Below are 16284 nucleotides of genomic sequence, written 5' to 3'. Positions count from 1 at the left end.
AGTGAGCGTCACTGTCGAACAGCGCGTCGACGAGGCGGGTGAGACCGACTACGTCGAGGCCGCCTGGCACCTGAAAGAACACATCCGCCGGACGGAGGGCGTGCTCAAACAGCGCCGTGGCTTCTTTATCGACGCCTACCGCCGGTCGACGACCCACCTGTTTTTCGAGGACGGCGATCTCGTCGCCTTCGCCTCGGTCCGACGCGACGGCTATATCCTGTTTCTCGCGGTGCGCCCCGACGCCCGCGGCCGCGGCTACGGCCAGCGGCTGATCGCCGAGATCGCCGACCGACACCGGACAGTGACCTGCCATGCGCGGACGACAAATGAAGAGGCACTCGGCTTCTACGAACACCTCGGATTCCAGATCACCCGCCGGATCGACAACTACTACGAGGACAATGGCGACGCCTTCTACCTGAAACTGGGCGAAGATAGCTCTATTCGCGACAAGGTCTCGGAGTTTTTCAATCGCTGAGCGGGGCCATGGGGACAAGTACCGTGGCAGGCGCGGAACGCACGTTTTATAACTGGACCGGGACAACGGGAAGCTACGACTATGCCGAGTTCCAATGGGCCCATGAAGGGGACGCGAGGAAAGCTTTCGAACGACCCACGCGACCGCGGCACTTCGCCGCCGCAGCGCGCGATCCAGGAGTTCGAGGCGGGCCAGAAGGTCCACCTCAAACTCGACCCGAGCGTGCGAGAGGGGCGGTTCCACCCGCGCTTCAACGGCCTGACCGGTGAGGTCACCGGGAAACAGGGCAGCGCGTTTACGGTGAGCATCAACGACGGTGGCAAGGAGAAGACAGTCATCGCCCGCGCCGCTCACCTCAAAGAACAGACCGAATGACTATCTTCAAGGAAAAAGTCGACGAGGAGTATATCACCATCTCGGAGGTCAAACCGCTCCTCGGCGAGGTCGAAGCCGAACGCGCCGTCGACGAGGACCGCGAGCTGCGCTACGAGCTCGCCCGCGCGATCGAACACGTCAACCGCTATGCGGTATTGGACCCCGAGGAGGCCCGCGAACTCGTCGAGAAACTGATCGAACTCGACAAGGTCAACGAGAAAACCGCCCACAAGATCGTCGACACCCTCCCGGAAGACCGCACCGAGCTGCGGTCGATCTACGCCAAAGAGCGCTTTGCGCTCGACGGCGAGGAGCTCGACGAGATCCTCAACCTCGTCGCGCAGTACGCCTGAGACTCCTGGAAACGGTCGGTTGCCGATCTGCGAAGGGTTTTACCTGCTGTTGTGTTTCTCTCGGCCGATACATACGGACCGAGCTACGGCGTTCGAACGATCTCGTCGCCGTGTGCGTATCTCGATCCGTCGGGCATGGTCGCCCCCACAAACTGAGTTCCAGTCACCGTCGCATCGGTGAGGTCCGACCCCGTGAGATCGGACCCCTGGAAATCCGCCCGAGTGAGATCCGCCTCCCGGAAGTCGACGTTTCGTGCCGATGCTTTCAGGAAGTTCGTCGCGCCCAGATCCGCCCGGCGGAAGTTGGCGCCGTCGAGCGTCGCGCCGGTGACATCCATCATATACAGCCGCGACCCTTCGAAGTTCGCCCCCGAGAGGTCGGCAAACCGGAACCGCACAGCCTGTATCTCCATCTCGGAGAGATCACAGTTCGAGAGGTCTTCGTTGTTGAGATCCTCTCCAGGAACGAGATTGAACGACTCACACGAACGGTAGCCGTTGGTCGCCGTTCCGGCCAGATCGCCGTCGAGACAGCCCGCCAACGCGACCGAGCCAGCCGTACAGAGCGATCCGACTGCACCGAGTACGTGGCGTCTGGAGATGTTCCGGGCCGGTTGGTGGGGAGATGGTGTGGTCATTTGTGAAACACTCGCAATCGCAGTATATCGGTCGTTTCTGGTGATAAACTAGTCGTATACTGTCCGTATTTGGCACCGTCCCGCCGAACACTGCCGACGATCCGGCAGTCGGCTGGCGGCGTCGCTTCGAGGCGATTTTTTAAGTGGCTTGTTACCCTACAGTTCGGTATGTCCACTCCCGAAAACGGCAGCGGTGACAACGCTGAGTCGACCACCCACGCCGTTGTTCTCGACTATCTCCCCCACGGTCGGTCGGACGACAACCGACCCCAGTACCAGAAGGACGCGGTCGCCTACGCTCTGACCGAGGACTCCTTCGACCTCCTGGAGCTCACTTTGACCGACGAGGCCGACATCAACATCGTCGACCGCGTGGCGGTCGAGCCGCCGGACGACGAACAGATCGACACCGTCCGCGAGATCGACTACGACGAACTCACCAGCTCGGCGGAGTCGGAACTGGAGTACGCCATCGAGGCGATCATCGACGCCGACGAACAGCGCTTTGTTGACTTCTACAACGATGCCCAGCCGATCACCCTCCGGCTCCACCAGCTGAATCTCCTGCCGGGGATCGGCAAGAAGCTCCGCAACAAGATCATCGATACCCGGAAGCGCGGCCCCTTCGAGAGTTTCGAGGAGCTCTCCGAGCGCGTCGGGGGATTGCATCGCCCCAAGGAGGTCCTCATCGAGCGAATCCAGGAGGAACTGCGGGACGACGACCTCAAATACAAAATCTTCGTCCGGCCGGAGTAGCCGAAACGAGACGTTTAGGCCGACAGAGTCGGAACCCCATGTAATGACTGTCTCCGACCGCACAGACGTTGGGAGCCGTGATCCCGCCGCACTCATTCGGCGGGCTGGCGAACGCGGCAACCCGGATTTCGACCAGCACTTCCTCGTCGACGACCGCGTCGTCGATCGGATTCCCACGTTTCTCCCCGCAGAGAGCGACACCAGCCACGTCCTCGAAATCGGCGGCGGGCCGGGCATCCTGACCGACCGGCTGCTGGCGGTCGCCGACCGCGTCACCGTCATCGAGCGTGATCCGACCTTTGCCGACCACCTCCGCGAGGAGTTCGCGGCGGCCCGCGAGGCGGATCGACTCACCGTGATCGAGGGCGACGCCTTGGAGGTCGACCTCCCCGAGTTCTCGGCCTGCGTTTCGAACCTCCCCTACAGCGCCTCCAGTGAGATCGCGTTTCGACTGTTGCCGCTCGGCAAACCCCTTGTACTGATGTTCCAAAAGGAGTTCGCTGACCGGATGGCCGCCGAAAGCGGGAGCGACGAGTACGGTCGGCTCTCGGTGAGCGCCCAACACTACGCCGATGTCGAGGTCGTCGAGTACGTCCCGAATACGGCGTTCGATCCCCAGCCCGCCGTCCAGAGTGCAATCGTGCGACTGACACCGCGGGCTCCCGACTACGAGGTCGACGACGAGACGTTCTTCCTGGATTTCGTGAAAGCGATCTTCACCCAGCGGCGGAAGACGATCCGAAACGGGATTCGGAACACTGCCCACATCTCGGGGCTCGACGATCCGGCGGCGGTCGTCGAGGCCGCCGACGAGGAGCTGCTGGGTCGGCGGGCGGGCAACGTCGCGCCCGCGGAGTTCGCCGCCCTCGCGGCGGTCGCCGCGGAGTACGGGATCGACGGTGGTGACTCGACCGCCAATGGTGACTGAGATCGCCAGCGGGGTGGGTCTGTGGCTGGTCGACAACACCCAGCGACTGCTTGTCACCGTCGCGGTGCTCGGCGGGCTGATCGGTCTCAAACAGCTCGTCGATCGCTGGCGACGGGACCGGGAGGTCACCCCGCGGATCGCACTGGTGATCTCGGCGGTGCTGGCAGTCTGCATCGCGGGTGGCCTCTCGTCGCTGGTGGCGGTCTGGGGGCTCACCGGGACGCTGTACAGCGCCTACGACGGCGTCGACCTCGGCCGACAGATCGCCAACATCGTGCTGTCGGTGGTGATCCTCGGGGGGGCCTACGCGCTGTCGGATTTCGTCGGCCACCTGATCAAGGATCTCGCCAGAGAGCAAAACGCCATCAGCGAACACGAACGGGAGATCCTCCATCGGACCACCCAGATCACCATTTACGCCTTCGCGCTGTTGGTCGTCATCGGGCTGTTCACCGACAACATCGGCAGCCTGCTGGTCGGCGCTGGCTTCCTCGGTGTGGTCGTCGGGATGGCCGCCCGCCAGACGCTGGGAGCGGTGCTTGCGGGCTTCGTCATCATGTTCTCGAAACCGTTCGAAGTCGGCGATTGGGTCGTCATCGGCGAAGACGAGGGCACCGTCACCGAGATCACGATCGTCAACACGCGCATCCAGTCGTTCGACGGCGAGTACGTGATGGTGCCGAACGATACGGTCACCAGCAACCCGGTACGAAACCGAACCCGTCGGGGGCGGCTCCGCATCGAGGTCGATGTCGGCGTCGACTACGAGACCGACCCCGAGCGGGCGGGCGAGATCGCCACCGACGCAGTCAGCGAGGTCGACCGCATCCTGGACGTCCCGGCTCCACAGGTCGTCGGCAAGGAGTTCGGCGAGTCATCGATTGTCTTGGGTGTCCGGGGCTGGATCGAAAACCCGAGCGCCCGCCGACGGTGGCAGGCCCGTACCCGAATGATCGCCGCGATCAGGGAGGCGTTTGCGGCCGAAGATATCAAGATCCCGTTCCCACAGCGGGAACTCTCGGGACGCGCCGAAACCGGCGGGTTCCGGCTGGCTGACGGCGAGCAGTCAGTAACCGAGAGACCCAGTCAGGACGGCACATCGGTCAAAAAGCAGCCCCAATCGAGCGAGGGAGAGGACGATGACTGATTCGCAGGACTCCCGCTCGCAGTTGGCCGAGCGGCGGGGGCTCGACCCCGAGGTCTACCAACCGGCGGAGGATTCGGGGCTGCTGGCGGAGGCCGCCGTCGACTCGCTGTCGGAGCCCGAAGTCGTCCTGGAGGTCGGCACCGGCTCGGGGTGGGTCGCCGAGCAGGTTGCCACCGAAACAAGTGCCCGAGTGATCGGGAGCGATCTGAACCCACACGCCTGCCGACAGGCCCGCAATCGGGGTGTCGAGGCTGTACGGGCCGATCTGCTTGCCCCCTTCGCCGCCGACGCCTTCGATGCCGTCCTGTTCAATCCGCCCTACCTGCCGACCGACCCGGACAACGAGTGGGACGACTGGATGGAACACGCGCTGTCGGGCGGCGAGGACGGTCGGCGGCTCATCGTCCCCTTTTTAAAAGATGTAGGCCGCGTGTTGGCTCCCGGCGGGGAGGTCTACCTGCTGGTGAGCAGTCTCACGGGGTACGATATCGTTGTTGAGCTCGCGGAGGACGCCGGGTTTTCGGTCGACGAGGTCGTCCAGGAGTCCTACCCATTCGAGGTGTTGTCGATCCTGCGGCTGCAGCCGGTCTGAGCGTCCGCTCCGACTTTCAGACTCGGAAACTGTGCCACGTGGATTTTGGGTCCTGTCGATACGTCGTACATATGGACCGACAGGCAGCCGCTCGTGAGGAATCGTCGTCGAACACAGCACCCAGTACCGACCGACTCGGTGATCGACTCAGCCGACGCCGCCTGCTGGCGGCGGGCGCATCCGTGGCCGTCGTCGGGACGGCTGGCTGTGCGCAGGTCGCCAACTACATCGCCGGGCTCGTCCTGGAGGACGTGAATCTGTTCAACCAGACCGACCGGCAGCTCACCGGCACGATTTCGGTGACTGATCCCGCAGCGGAGACGGTGCTCGACGAGTCCTTCGAGATCCAACCCGAGACCGACGACGAGGGCGAAGCAAACGGGAGCGAAGACGGCGGCGAAGCAAACGAGAGCGAAGGCACTGTCGACGAGGAGTCGGGGGCAACCTACGCGGACGTGCTCACCGGGGCTGGCGAGTATACCGTCTCGGCCACACTGGACGACGACAGCGCGATTGAGGGCGAAACCACCGCCGAGCGGAGCGTCGACGTCGCCGATCCGGCCGCCGAACACATCGTCGTCGTCTTCGGAGCCGACGATTTCGACGGTGTGATGGGGGCGTTCGCCATCGAGGAGTTCACCGATATCGGCGAGCACGTCGAGAACTGATCGGTCGACGGCGACGTTTGGTCGACGATGGCCGAACGGCCTCGCTACTCTCGCTGAATTACTGTAAGACATAATCTGTCTTAGTAAATATTAAGCGACCTCATCCCAAAGACGGGTGTATATGACCGAACGAGTTGCGACGACACCGGGGCTGTTCCCGCTTCCCGATGCGGCGAAACAACAGCTTTCGGACCTAAAAGGCCACCAGAAGGGCGATCTGATCTCCGGCACCGAGGGCGGGGAGATCGCGGCGGCCTACGAGGAGTACCGCGGCGAAGTGATCGACCAACAGCAGTCGACCGGGCTCGACCGGATCGTCGAGGGGCAACTCCGGTGGGACGATATGCTGGCCCACCCGTTGACGACCCACGAGAACGTCAGTGCGAAGGGAATCGTCCGCTACTACGACAACAACAACTTCTACCGCGACCCCGTCGTCGAAGGTGACCTCACCTTCTCGGGTGACGTGGCCAACGAACTCACGGCTGCGACCGAGCTGCTCGGCGACGACGCCCTCCAGGCGACGCTCCCGGGCCCCTACTCGTTGATGGATCTGGCGACCGACGACTACTACGGCGACGAGGGAGACTTTTTCGAGGCGGTCTCGGAGTTCCTCGGCGACGAAGTCGAGGCGTTCCCGGACCACGAAACGCTGTTCCTGCTGGAGCCCTCCCTCGTGGAGAACGCACCGAACGAGGACCTCCAGGAGCAGCTGGCCGAGGCCGTCGACACCGTCGCAAGCAAGACTGACGCCGACGTGGTCGTCCATACCTACTTCGGCGCGCTCGACGAGAAGACCTACGCCCACCTGATGGACGCCGATGTCGAGGCACTCGGCTTCGATCTCGTCGCGGGCGACCGCCAGGATACGCTGTCGAACATCACCGAGTTCGGTACGAAGGACGCCGCCGCACTCGGCATTGCGGATGGACAGAATACCCTCGTGGAGTCGGCCGAGACGCTCGAAGAGCGCGTCGAGTGGTTCGAAGACCAGATCCCGGTCCAGGAGTTCGACCGACTCTACCTGTCGACCAACACCGAGCCGTTCTATCTACCCGTGAACAAACACCGCGAGAAGCTCGCCGCGATCGCTGCGGCAGCCAACATTGACGAAGAGGAGGTAACAGCATGAGCCGACCTGCCGACAACCGCGAACAGTTCCGACCCGAGGACCACCCCAACGACCACTTCCTGCTGACGACCGTCGTCGGCTCCTACCCCAAGCCCAAGTGGCTCAACCGTGCCGACGAACTCGTCGGCGACGAGGATTCAAAGTTCGACGAGGAGGACCTCAAGGAAGCTCACGACGACGCCGCCCGCGTCATCACCCACGAACACGAGCGCTGTGGGTTGGATACCGTGGTCGACGGCGAAGTCAGGAGAAATGAAATGGTCGAGTTCTTCGCCGACCGCATCGACGGCTACGAGTTCAACGGTCCAGTCAAGGTCTGGGGCCACAACTACTTCGACAAACCCTCGGTCTCCGCCGAGGTCAGCTACGACGAGCCGTGGCTCGTTGACGAGTTCGAATTCACTGACAACGTCGCCAGCAAGCCGGTGAAAGTCCCGATTACGGGTCCCTACACCCTCGGCAACTGGGCGTTCAACGAGGCCTACGAGACCGAAGAGGAACTCGTCTATGACCTCGCGGATCTCGTGAACATCGAGGTCGAGCGACTCGTCGAAGCCGGAGCCAAATACATCCAGATCGACGAGCCAGCCCTCGCAACCACACCGGACGACCACGCCATCGTCGGCGAGGCACTCGAACGGATCGTCAGCGGGATTCCCGAAGACGTCCGCATCGGCCTCCACGTCTGTTACGGCGACTACTCCCGTATTTACCCCGAACTCAACGACTACCCGGTCGACGAGGTTGATCTGGAACTCTGTAACGGCGGCTACGAGCAGATCGACGTCTTCACCGACCCTGAGTTCGTGCCGGATCTCGCCCTCGGCGTCGTCGACGTCCACACCGCCGAAGTCGAGAGCGTCGAAGAAATCAAGGAAAACATTTTGCAGGGCCTCAAGGTCGTGCCGCCGGAGAAACTCACGATCAGCCCCGACTGTGGCGTCAAACTGCTGCCGCGGGAGGTCGCCTACGGCAAGATGGAGAACCTCGTGAAAGCGACCCGCGAGATCGAAGCCGAACTCGATGCTGGCGAGATCGATCTCGACGAACCGGTGCCGCTGGCCGACTAACCCTTCTTTTTTAGGCGGTCACCGGGAGCTCCTCGAAGATCGCGTTCATTAGTTTTCCCTGGCCGACGCGGAGATGCTGGTGAAACGTCGGCGAGGCGATTCCCAGCGTCTCGGCGACCTCCTCGCCGGAGGCATCCCGTGGCCACTCGAAGTAGCCCGCCGCGTGGGCAGTCTGGAGGACCGTCCGCTGTCGGTCGGTGAGGTCGCCCAGCGCCGATGCCGCGCGCTCGGCGTCGGTTCCTGGATCGACGTGGATCTGTCGACGGGCACGTAGCTCCACGTCGGGATGGTGTTCGCGGACGACCTCGATCAACTCACGGACCGTGTCGCTCGACGGGAGATGGACCGTCAGAGAACAGTCGCCGTTTTCGAGGATCGCCGTCTCGGTCGACCAGCCGTGGGTTGCGAGAAGGGGGATCACACACTGTCGAGCGAGTCGGATGGCGATGCGTCGACTCTCGTCCGTGCCACTGATGACCGTGAGGTCGGCGTCGTCGAGTGGTTCGAAGACGGCAGTAATGGTGTCGATCTCTGCGGCCGAGGTCGTCCCGTACATCACGTAGTTGCCGTCGGTGGCGACTGTCTGGGTGATTTCGATCCGCCAGTCGGTAGCCGAGGGCAATTGCCCGAACAACGCCGGAATCAACAGATCGACTTCGATCAGCTCATCGCTCATTAGCGCCCGTGTCCGCTCGCTGGCGGCGATCGCGTGGCCGACGACCGTCCCGAGTTGGGCGAGGATCGCCCGCTCGTCGGAGCCGAAGGCTGTCGACCGGTCGGAGTACACACAGCAGATCCCATACAACGCTCCGCCGTGGATAATCGGGACGGCTGCGAGGGCCTGCTCGCTGTAGGCCTGATCGGCGTCGTTTCGCCAGTCGAACGCCGGGTCCTCGTGGGTGTCGGTCGTCGCCTGGACTTGGTGGGTCCAGATCGCCTGCCGGACGATTGTTTCGCCGAGCATTCCCTCGAACTCGCCGTTGATAGTATCCCCGCAGTCGCCTGCGCTGGTATGAACCGTTATCGCGCCGCTTCTACCATCGACAGTACCCATCCACACACAGTTGTAGCCCGTGGTCTCGACGAGCGCCGAACAGACCGTTCGTTCGATCTCCGACCGCGAGGACTGGTCGATGATGACGTGGGTGACCTCCCGAATCGCCGCACTGAGATCCCTGAGGGCTTCGAGATGCGCCACCTGCCGCTCGCGTTGGCGGGCGGCCAGTTTGTACTCGGTGACGTTGATGTGGGCGACGACGGCGTGTCGCCGACCGTCGACGGTGACCGGTACTGCGACCAACAGAAACCAGCGCTGTTCGACCGGCGAATGACAGGGATACTCCAGCTGAAACTCCTCGCGGGTACCCGCAAGGAGCTCCGAGAGCCCACGCCGGGCCCGTCGGGCCGTGTCGGTCCTCGACCGCTCGCAGACGTCGAGATAGTTGATGCCGATCGTATCGGCCGCCATGCGAATGTCGTTGCGCGTTCCGAACTCGCGCCACGCGTCGTTGGTCTGGAGGATCCTCCCCTCTTCGTCCAGCAGCGACACGTTCACGGGGAGCGCGTCCAGAGATTTGCCCAAGAGCTGCAGACGGCTATCCATACAGAGAAGTGGTCTTTGAGCCGAATAAGCCCATCATACGGGATAGTGTCGCTTAGTGTCGACTTACCGAGAGACAGATACAGTTACCGGCCGGACCGTTCGACGCTGATGCTCCCTGTCGTGGCTGGTATCTGTTTTTATTCCACAAACACGACCTGTTCCGGCCAGCTACTGTCCGATACTGACAGTATACTCGGAGGGAGCCGAACCGTTATTCCGTTGGATCTGCTCGGACGAAACACGAACCATGACCTTCCGCCATGGGGCACACCGGGCCGACGCCGAGCCGGGAAAAGACCCACACGACGACCCACCGAACGGCGATGCGGACTGTGATGGGACCGACAACGGGTCGCCGCGACTGACCGCCGACCAACGCCGCGAGTGGCGTCGCTGGATCGTCGAAATGTTTCTCACCGCCGACTACGGCGTCGTCCCGGTCGACCACCTCGTCGACGTACTCGTCGAGCGCGAACCCGAAGCAATCGATCGGTCGATCTGTCGGACGGTACTGACCGAGCGACTGCTCCCACGACTGGCTCGCGAGAGCGTCCTGGAGTACGATGCAGACCGGGAACTCCTGATTAACTACGGCGAGTAACTCCCGAAAGTTCCCGCAGGCTCTTGTATCCCGGCGTCCTACCCGGGAGGACGATGGCAGATCCACAGCTCCATCCGACAGTCGAGGCGACCGCCACGGAGATCGCCTCGATGGAGGTTCGGGGCGCGGCGCCGATCGCCGCAGCCGCCGCCAGCGCACTCCGGGCCCAAGCCGTCGAGTCGACCGCCGCCACACCCGCGGGCTTCGAGTCGACGCTCCGGGCGGCTGGGCGGCGGCTACAGGCCACGCGGCCAACGGCGGTCAGCCTCCCCAACGCGCTCCGGTATGTGCTCCAGCGGATGGACGGCGAAACCGTCGGTGGGCTTCGGGCCTCGGTTATCCGGGCGGCCGACGAGTTCGTCGACCGGCTCGACCGGGCACAGGCGGATCTCGGCGCGGTCGGGGCCAACCGTCTCCGCGACGGGGATCGGGTGATGACCCACTGCCACTCGACGGATGCGCTGGCCTGTATCGAGGCTGCCGTCGAGCAGGGCAAAGGGATTTCGGCGGTCGTCAAGGAAACCCGCCCGCGAAATCAGGGCCACATCACCGCCCGCGAACTCCGCGATCTGGGCGTCGACGTGACGCTGATCGTCGACAGCGCGGCCCGCCGGTATCTCGGTGCGGTCGATCACGTGCTGGTCGGTGCCGACAGCATCGCCGCCGACGGCAGCCTGATCAACAAGATCGGAACCAGTGGGCTGGCGGTCAACGCCCGCGATCGCGGGACGCCGATCATGGCCGCCGCCCAGACGATCAAACTCCACCCCGACACGCTGACCGGCCACACGGTCGAAATCGAGATGCGGGACGAAAGCGAGGTGGTCGACAGCGAAACCCGGGCGGAGATCGGCGACATCGCCGTCGAAAACCCCGCCTTCGACGTGACACCGCCGCGCTACGTGGATGCGATCATCACCGAACGCGGGCAGTTCCCGCCCGAAAGCATCGTGACGCTAATGAGAGAACTGTTCGGCGAGAGCGTCGGCGAGCCCTGGGAGGAGCCCACGGGGGAAACCGAATGAGCGTCCTCTGTGCGGGCCACATCAACTGGGACGTGACGATGCACGTCGATAGCCTCCCTGACCCCGACGGCGAAGTCCGAATCGAGCGGCTGATCCAGTCGGGCGGCGGCTCGGCCGCCAACGTCGCCGCCGGACTCGTCGGGCTCGACCAGTCGGCATCGCTGTACGGCAGCGTCGGTGGCGACGATACGGGAGCCTTGGCCCTCCGTGAACTCGACCGCGTAGGCGTCGACTGCGGGCACGTCTTCATCGACGCCGAGGGGACGACCTCGGTGAAATATCTCGTCGTCGATGCCACCGGCGAGGTAATGGTGTTCTCCAACGCGGGAGCCAACGAGGCGTTCTGCAGCGAGGATATCTCGGCCGAACTGTTCCGCGGCGTCGACCACCTCCACCTGACGAGCCAATCGCCGGAGATGGCCTCGCTTTTGGCGCGGCTGGCGAGCGATCTGGGGCTCTCGGTGAGTTTCGATCCAGGACGCCAGGTGGCCGACCGGGGGTACAGCGAGGCGCTGGCGTCGACTGACCTCCTCTTTCTAAATCAGCGGGAGGCCGATCTCGTCGCCGACAGCGGCGTGCTGTCGCCGACCCAGCCCACTGAGATGACCGTCGTGGTCAAACACGGCGGCGACGGCGCGACCGTCTACACGCCCGACGGCGAGACGACTCACGAAGGGTTTGTCGTCGACCCGGTCGACCTCACGGGTGCTGGCGACGCCTTTGCGGCCGGGTTTCTGGCGACGCTCGCCGATGGCGATTGGGTCGACGAATCGGGGGCGACTGCCGAGGCCGAACGGTACGCTGACGCGCTGGCGGCTGGCAACGCCTGTGGCGCGCTGGCCGCCCAGAAGGTGACCGCCCGGACTAAACTCTCGTGGGCGGCCGTCGAGGGACTCGCTGAAATATAATTATATTTAATCAAATATAATTACACGTCATCGGGGAGTCTCTGTTCCCCATTTCCCGATGGCCGTTTCGAGTTCGGGGTGTTCCGCCGCGTATTCGTCGAGATCAACCCCAGCAACGGTCGCGTCGACGGCCTGCCGCAGGGCCTTCGCCCCGGCGTGGGTCCCGTCGGGGTGGCCATGGATGCCGCCACCGGCCTGAATGCAGATATTGGTGCCGAGCCGGTCGACCAGTTCGGGGACGAGTCCTGGATGCAATCCCCCAGACGCGACCGGTAGCACGTCCCGCAGGCCGTGGAGATCGCTGGCGAGCCAGTCGTTGATCCCGCGAGAGTCCTCGTTTTCGAGCTTGCCGAGGTCGGCCGTCCCAGTGTGGAGCTGGTCGACGCCACAGAGCCGGGCGACCTGCGCCAGCACGCGCATCGAGACGCCGTGGTTCGGTACCCGATCGAACGCCGCGTGCATCGCCCGGTGGGCATGGATCGCCAGATCGTGCTTTTCGCACTGATCCCGCACCGTCTGGACGGCCGCCCAGCCGCAGGTGATCACGTCGACCATCACGTACTCGCCGCCCTCCTCGGCGACCATGTCGACGCGCTCCAACATCGTGTTCGTATCTGCAGTGACGTTGATCAGGTAGGATTTCTTTTCGCCGGTCTCGGCTTCGGCGCGGTCGCGGGCCCCGAAGCTCTCGATCAGCCGATCTCTGAAGGGATTGAAGGGTTGGTCGGTGAGGTTCTCGTCGTCTTTCAGGAGGTCGATACCGCCGGTCCAGGCCTCGTAGCCGACCTGGACGTGTTGGTCGGTCGAAAGGCCCACCTTGGGTTTCGGCACCGTCGCGGTGATGGGACGGTCGCCCGCCCCGAAGATCGACTCCCGGACCGCCGAGCCGAACCGTGGGCCGGGAAACGAGGCCGTCAGCGCCTCGGGCCACTCGCAGTCTAGGAGTCGAATCCGATCGACGGCCTTCATCCCCATGATATTGCCCGCGATACACGAGAGGATCTGAGCCATATTGCCCGCCTCAAAGAGGCTGTCGGGGTAGGCGACTTGCACGCGTCTCCCGTCGATCTCGAAGGCCGTTGCGCTCAGATCGGTGATCTCGCCGTCGACCTGGAGTTCCGCCCACGTCCCGTTGGAGCTCTCGGAGGCCACGCGGCTCGCCGCGGCGGCCATATCCATGTCCGCGGCGGGATCGACGCTGAACGTACAGACGAGCTCCGAGTCGGCGGGCTCGTAGCTGGTATCCAGGAAGTCCTCGTAGGTAATTCCGGCCATGTCATTGCTATTCACACCCGAGACGGATAAGTTTGCGACCGGCTGCCGCCGCCCCGCTCAGAACGCCCGTTCGTACTGTGGCGGTACCGACACCGCGTCCTCACGGCCCAGCTGTTGGGCGGCGTGGAGCGTGAAGTAGGGGTCACGGAGGTGTTCGCGGCCGAGAATCGCCATATCCGCCCGCTCGTTTCGGATCAGTGCGTCGGCCTGCTCGGGAGCCGTGATGCCGCCGACAGCACCGACCGCGATCTCCGAGGCCGTTTCGGTTTTGAGTCGCTGGGCGTAGGGCACCTGATACCCCGGCCCGGTTGAGGGGAGCTCCTGGTCGGGATGAATCCCGCCCGCACTCACGTCGACGAAGTCGACGCCCGCCTCGGCGGCGCGGTCGGCAAACTGAATCGACTGCTCGACGGTCCAGGAGTCGCGGTCGGCGAGCCAGTCGGTCGCCGAAATCCGGACGAAGAGCGGTTTCTCCTCGGGCCACACCTCGCGGACGGCCCTGATGACCTCCAGGGGGAACCGAATCCGACCCTTGAAATCACCGCCGTATTCGTCGTCGCGGGTGTTGGTCACCGGCGAGAGGAACTCATGGAGCAGGTAACCGTGGGCCGCATGGACCTCGGCGACCTCGAAGCCTGCTTTGTCGGCTCGCTCGGCGGCCGCGACGAACGCCTCGGTGACTGCCTCTAGGTCTTCATCGTCCATTCGGCTCGTCTCCGGTGCCTCCTGGTCGCCGTAGGGATACGGCTCGTCGGTCGGCCCGAGAACGTCCCACCCACCGTCGGCGGGTTGGAGTGGGTCGTGGCCTTCCCACGGCCGACTGGTCGAGGCTTTGCGGCCTGCATGAGCCAGCTGAATCCCCGGCACGCTGCCCTGGTCTTTTATAAATGCAGTAATATCAGCGAGTGGCTCGACGTGGTCGTCGGCCCAGATCCCGAGGTCTTCGGGCGAGATGCGGCCCTGTGGGTCGACGGCGGTCGCCTCGGTCATCACGAGGCCCGCCCCGCCGACGGCCCGACTCATGAGGTGCTGGGCGTGCCAGTCGGTGGCCCGTCCGTCACGGCCTTCACAGGAGTACTGGCACATCGGCGAGACCATCACCCGGTTCGGCACAGTCGTCTCCCGGAGCGACAGCGGCGTGAAAAGATCGACGCTCATCACCGGACGAAGTCGACCCGGAGGCAAGTATGCACGGATCCCGGAAGGATCGTGTCCCGCTACCGACAGACAGGTCGATCAACACCTATATGCCGCCACCGACCCGATGTTCAGTTGCGAACGTCATGCCGCCGGTCGGGTTTCGATAACCATGCGCGTCAAACCGCACACTGAGCCCGACCGTAGCTGATGGCGTTCTCACTTCTATACCAGTGAGCGACAGCGATGTCGCGTTGTTACTCGTCGTTCTGCTCGTCGGCCTCGTCCGACTGCCAGTCGAGCAGCGGCGAGTCCGGATTCTCACAGCCGTCGACGCCACAGACGCCAGCATCGGCTCCGGCCTGTGCGACACCGACGTCGACGCGGTCGATCTGCCAGTCGATGTCGTGACCGGTCGACGATTCGTGGTCGTCAAGCGCGAGGCGTGCCCGACCGAGGTTCGGGAACGACTCCCGAAACTCGCAGTCCAGACACTCGATCACGACGTGGTCGGCACCCATAGGGGATTGTTGGGTCATCGTCGAAAAAACGCTCCCGGTTACGACGTGGCTCGAATCAGACGAGCTGGATCACAGAAAACAGCGCGTAGGCAGTCAGCGTCGACCCGATGAGCGTAATGACCCAGCTCGAAAGTGTTCCGAAATACTTCCGGCGGTCGACACCGCCGCTTCCGTGGGCGAACCCACAGCCAGCGATGCTGTTGATGATGATGTGGTTGTAGGAGATCGGCACGCCGAGGACGTTGGCGATCAGTTGGACCATCGGAATCGCCGTCAACAGCACCGCCAGTGAGGTCCGCTGGCCGAGACTGGCGTACTGCCGGGCGACCGCCTGCAGCATGATCGGGCTCTTGGTCCACGCGCCGACCATGATCCCCAACCCACCGAAGGCGATCAACGGGAGAATCCCGAACCCGAACTCCGTGACCGTCCCGACGAGTGGACCCACCGCCAGTCCGACCTGGCTCCCACCGCCGATAAACGAAAAGACGATGCCCGAAAACAGTACGCCCCGGTCGATCAGGTGGTCGGTCCGGTCGGATTCGGGAACGTACTCGATGAGCCGAGCCAGCCCGTAGGCGAGGCCGACCGCGGCGATCCCCGATCCGATCCAGGAGGCGAACGTCAGCGACCAGTAGTCGAGGTTCGGCTCGGAGCCCGCCGCAAGCCCCACACCGGCGACCGCGCCGAACGTCGAGAAGGCCACCGGAATCGAGTGTTCGAAGTAGATCCCCATGCCGACGTAGAGCCCGATGATGAGCAATGCGATCGTCCCCATCTCGAAACTGACCGATCCCGTGATGATCTCCGACCCAACCCCCCGAGTGACTGTCGCACCCTGGGCGACCGCGCCGACGAACCCGACGAGACCGACCAGCAGCGCCCCCCGAAGAACGGTAATCGAGTTCGAGCCGATCGCCGGAGCCATCGACACCGAGACGCTACTCGCACCGGTCACCGCCGCGACACCGAACGAGATCAGCAGTGCCACAGCCAGCAAGACGAGCGATGGCATGGTCGTGGCTAACGGTTGGCTATCTCCGACTAAAACGCATTGAACTCAGTGAGGAAGTTTGT

Annotated in this window: 19 protein-coding genes; 13 read left to right on the top strand and 6 right to left on the bottom strand. The window is 63.9% G+C overall.

Features of this window, described 5'->3' with window-relative positions; translation table 11 throughout:
* The first annotated feature begins 1 nt into the window (after position 1).
* The 3 genes from NO877_RS11445 to NO877_RS11435 all read left to right on the top strand — a co-directional run bounded on the left by NO877_RS11445 (position 2) and on the right by NO877_RS11435 (position 1206).
* On the top strand, positions 2–478 hold the full coding sequence (locus NO877_RS11445) for a GNAT family N-acetyltransferase (protein WP_256396473.1): 477 nt from the start codon (positions 2–4) through the stop codon (positions 476–478).
* Between the two features lie 81 nt (positions 479–559).
* Entirely contained in the window at positions 560–853 is a 294-nt protein-coding gene (locus NO877_RS11440) for a 50S ribosomal protein L21e (RefSeq protein WP_256396472.1), read from the top strand.
* The gene (locus NO877_RS11435) at positions 850–1206 is read left to right on the top strand and encodes an RNA polymerase Rpb4 family protein (RefSeq protein ID WP_256396471.1); all 357 of its coding nucleotides are present in this window, start codon (positions 850–852) and stop codon (positions 1204–1206) included. Before NO877_RS11440 ends, NO877_RS11435 begins: the two co-directional genes overlap by 4 nt.
* Before the next feature lie 83 nt (positions 1207–1289).
* On the opposite strand, the gene NO877_RS11430 is transcribed toward NO877_RS11435, so the two are convergent.
* Positions 1290–1844: a pentapeptide repeat-containing protein gene (locus tag NO877_RS11430; RefSeq protein WP_256396470.1), complete on the bottom strand. Its 555-nt coding sequence runs from the start codon at positions 1842–1844 to the stop codon at positions 1290–1292.
* A gap of 168 nt (positions 1845–2012) precedes the next feature.
* On the opposite strand from NO877_RS11430, the gene NO877_RS11425 reads away from it, so the two are divergent.
* The 7 genes from NO877_RS11425 (at position 2013) to NO877_RS11395 (ending at position 8137) form a co-directional block, all read left to right on the top strand.
* Positions 2013–2600 carry a DUF655 domain-containing protein gene (locus tag NO877_RS11425; RefSeq protein ID WP_256396468.1) on the top strand — a complete coding sequence of 196 codons (588 nt, stop codon included), beginning with the start codon at positions 2013–2015 and terminating at the stop codon, positions 2598–2600.
* 43 nt (positions 2601–2643) lie between these two features.
* Complete coding sequence (locus NO877_RS11420) at positions 2644–3528, top strand: 16S ribosomal RNA methyltransferase A (RefSeq protein ID WP_256396467.1); 885 nt, start codon at positions 2644–2646, stop codon at positions 3526–3528.
* Positions 3518–4675: a mechanosensitive ion channel family protein gene (locus tag NO877_RS11415; protein WP_256396466.1), complete on the top strand. Its 1158-nt coding sequence runs from the start codon at positions 3518–3520 to the stop codon at positions 4673–4675. Before NO877_RS11420 ends, NO877_RS11415 begins: the two co-directional genes overlap by 11 nt.
* A complete protein-coding gene (locus NO877_RS11410; protein ID WP_256396465.1) occupies positions 4668–5267 on the top strand; it encodes a HemK2/MTQ2 family protein methyltransferase in 600 nt (199 codons plus the stop codon). Before NO877_RS11415 ends, NO877_RS11410 begins: the two co-directional genes overlap by 8 nt.
* Positions 5268–5338: 71 nt before the next feature.
* Entirely contained in the window at positions 5339–5935 is a 597-nt protein-coding gene (locus NO877_RS11405) for a hypothetical protein (RefSeq protein ID WP_256396464.1), read from the top strand.
* Between the two features lie 121 nt (positions 5936–6056).
* Positions 6057–7067, top strand: coding sequence for a 5-methyltetrahydropteroyltriglutamate--homocysteine methyltransferase (locus tag NO877_RS11400; RefSeq protein ID WP_256396463.1), 1011 nt, complete (start codon positions 6057–6059; stop codon positions 7065–7067).
* Positions 7064–8137, top strand: coding sequence for a methionine synthase (locus tag NO877_RS11395; protein WP_256396462.1), 1074 nt, complete (start codon positions 7064–7066; stop codon positions 8135–8137). The genes NO877_RS11400 and NO877_RS11395 overlap by 4 nt, the downstream gene beginning before the upstream one ends.
* A gap of 10 nt (positions 8138–8147) precedes the next feature.
* Here NO877_RS11395 and NO877_RS11390 read toward each other — a convergent pair whose 3' ends face one another.
* The gene (locus tag NO877_RS11390; RefSeq protein WP_256396461.1) at positions 8148–9740 is read right to left on the bottom strand and encodes a bacterio-opsin activator domain-containing protein; all 1593 of its coding nucleotides are present in this window, start codon (positions 9738–9740) and stop codon (positions 8148–8150) included.
* A 247-nt stretch (positions 9741–9987) separates the two neighbouring features.
* On the opposite strand from NO877_RS11390, the gene NO877_RS11385 reads away from it, so the two are divergent.
* The 3 genes from NO877_RS11385 to NO877_RS11375 are packed head-to-tail and all read left to right on the top strand — an operon-like array spanning position 9988 to position 12274.
* Positions 9988–10341: a hypothetical protein gene (locus NO877_RS11385; protein WP_256396460.1), complete on the top strand. Its 354-nt coding sequence runs from the start codon at positions 9988–9990 to the stop codon at positions 10339–10341.
* Positions 10342–10394: 53 nt separating this feature from the next.
* On the top strand, positions 10395–11366 hold the full coding sequence (locus NO877_RS11380; RefSeq protein ID WP_256396459.1) for a ribose 1,5-bisphosphate isomerase: 972 nt from the start codon (positions 10395–10397) through the stop codon (positions 11364–11366).
* Positions 11363–12274 carry an ATP-dependent ribose-1-phosphate kinase gene (locus NO877_RS11375; protein ID WP_256396458.1) on the top strand — a complete coding sequence of 304 codons (912 nt, stop codon included), beginning with the start codon at positions 11363–11365 and terminating at the stop codon, positions 12272–12274. Before NO877_RS11380 ends, NO877_RS11375 begins: the two co-directional genes overlap by 4 nt.
* Positions 12275–12301: 27 nt before the next feature.
* Here the strand turns inward: NO877_RS11375 and rbcL are convergent, their stop codons facing one another.
* The 4 genes from rbcL to NO877_RS11355 all read right to left on the bottom strand — a co-directional run bounded on the left by rbcL (position 12302) and on the right by NO877_RS11355 (position 16222).
* Positions 12302–13549, bottom strand: coding sequence for a type III ribulose-bisphosphate carboxylase (gene rbcL / locus NO877_RS11370; RefSeq protein WP_256396457.1), 1248 nt, complete (start codon positions 13547–13549; stop codon positions 12302–12304).
* Between the two features lie 57 nt (positions 13550–13606).
* Positions 13607–14707, bottom strand: a complete 1101-nt coding sequence (locus tag NO877_RS11365) for an NADH:flavin oxidoreductase/NADH oxidase (protein ID WP_256396456.1) — start codon at positions 14705–14707, stop codon at positions 13607–13609.
* Between the two features lie 236 nt (positions 14708–14943).
* Positions 14944–15207 carry a DUF7542 family protein gene (locus NO877_RS11360; protein WP_256396455.1) on the bottom strand — a complete coding sequence of 88 codons (264 nt, stop codon included), beginning with the start codon at positions 15205–15207 and terminating at the stop codon, positions 14944–14946.
* 55 nt (positions 15208–15262) lie between these two features.
* Positions 15263–16222 (bottom strand): inorganic phosphate transporter, encoded by a 960-nt coding sequence (locus NO877_RS11355; RefSeq protein WP_256396454.1) that lies wholly within the window; start codon positions 16220–16222, stop codon positions 15263–15265.
* Positions 16223–16284 lie beyond the last annotated feature (62 nt).

Source organism: Halohasta litorea (genome assembly GCF_024494645.1).
GTDB lineage: Archaea > Halobacteriota > Halobacteria > Halobacteriales > Haloferacaceae > Halohasta > Halohasta litorea.
The sequence above is the reverse complement of the archived record's forward strand: the minus strand, read 5'-3'. Positions and strand labels throughout refer to the sequence as shown.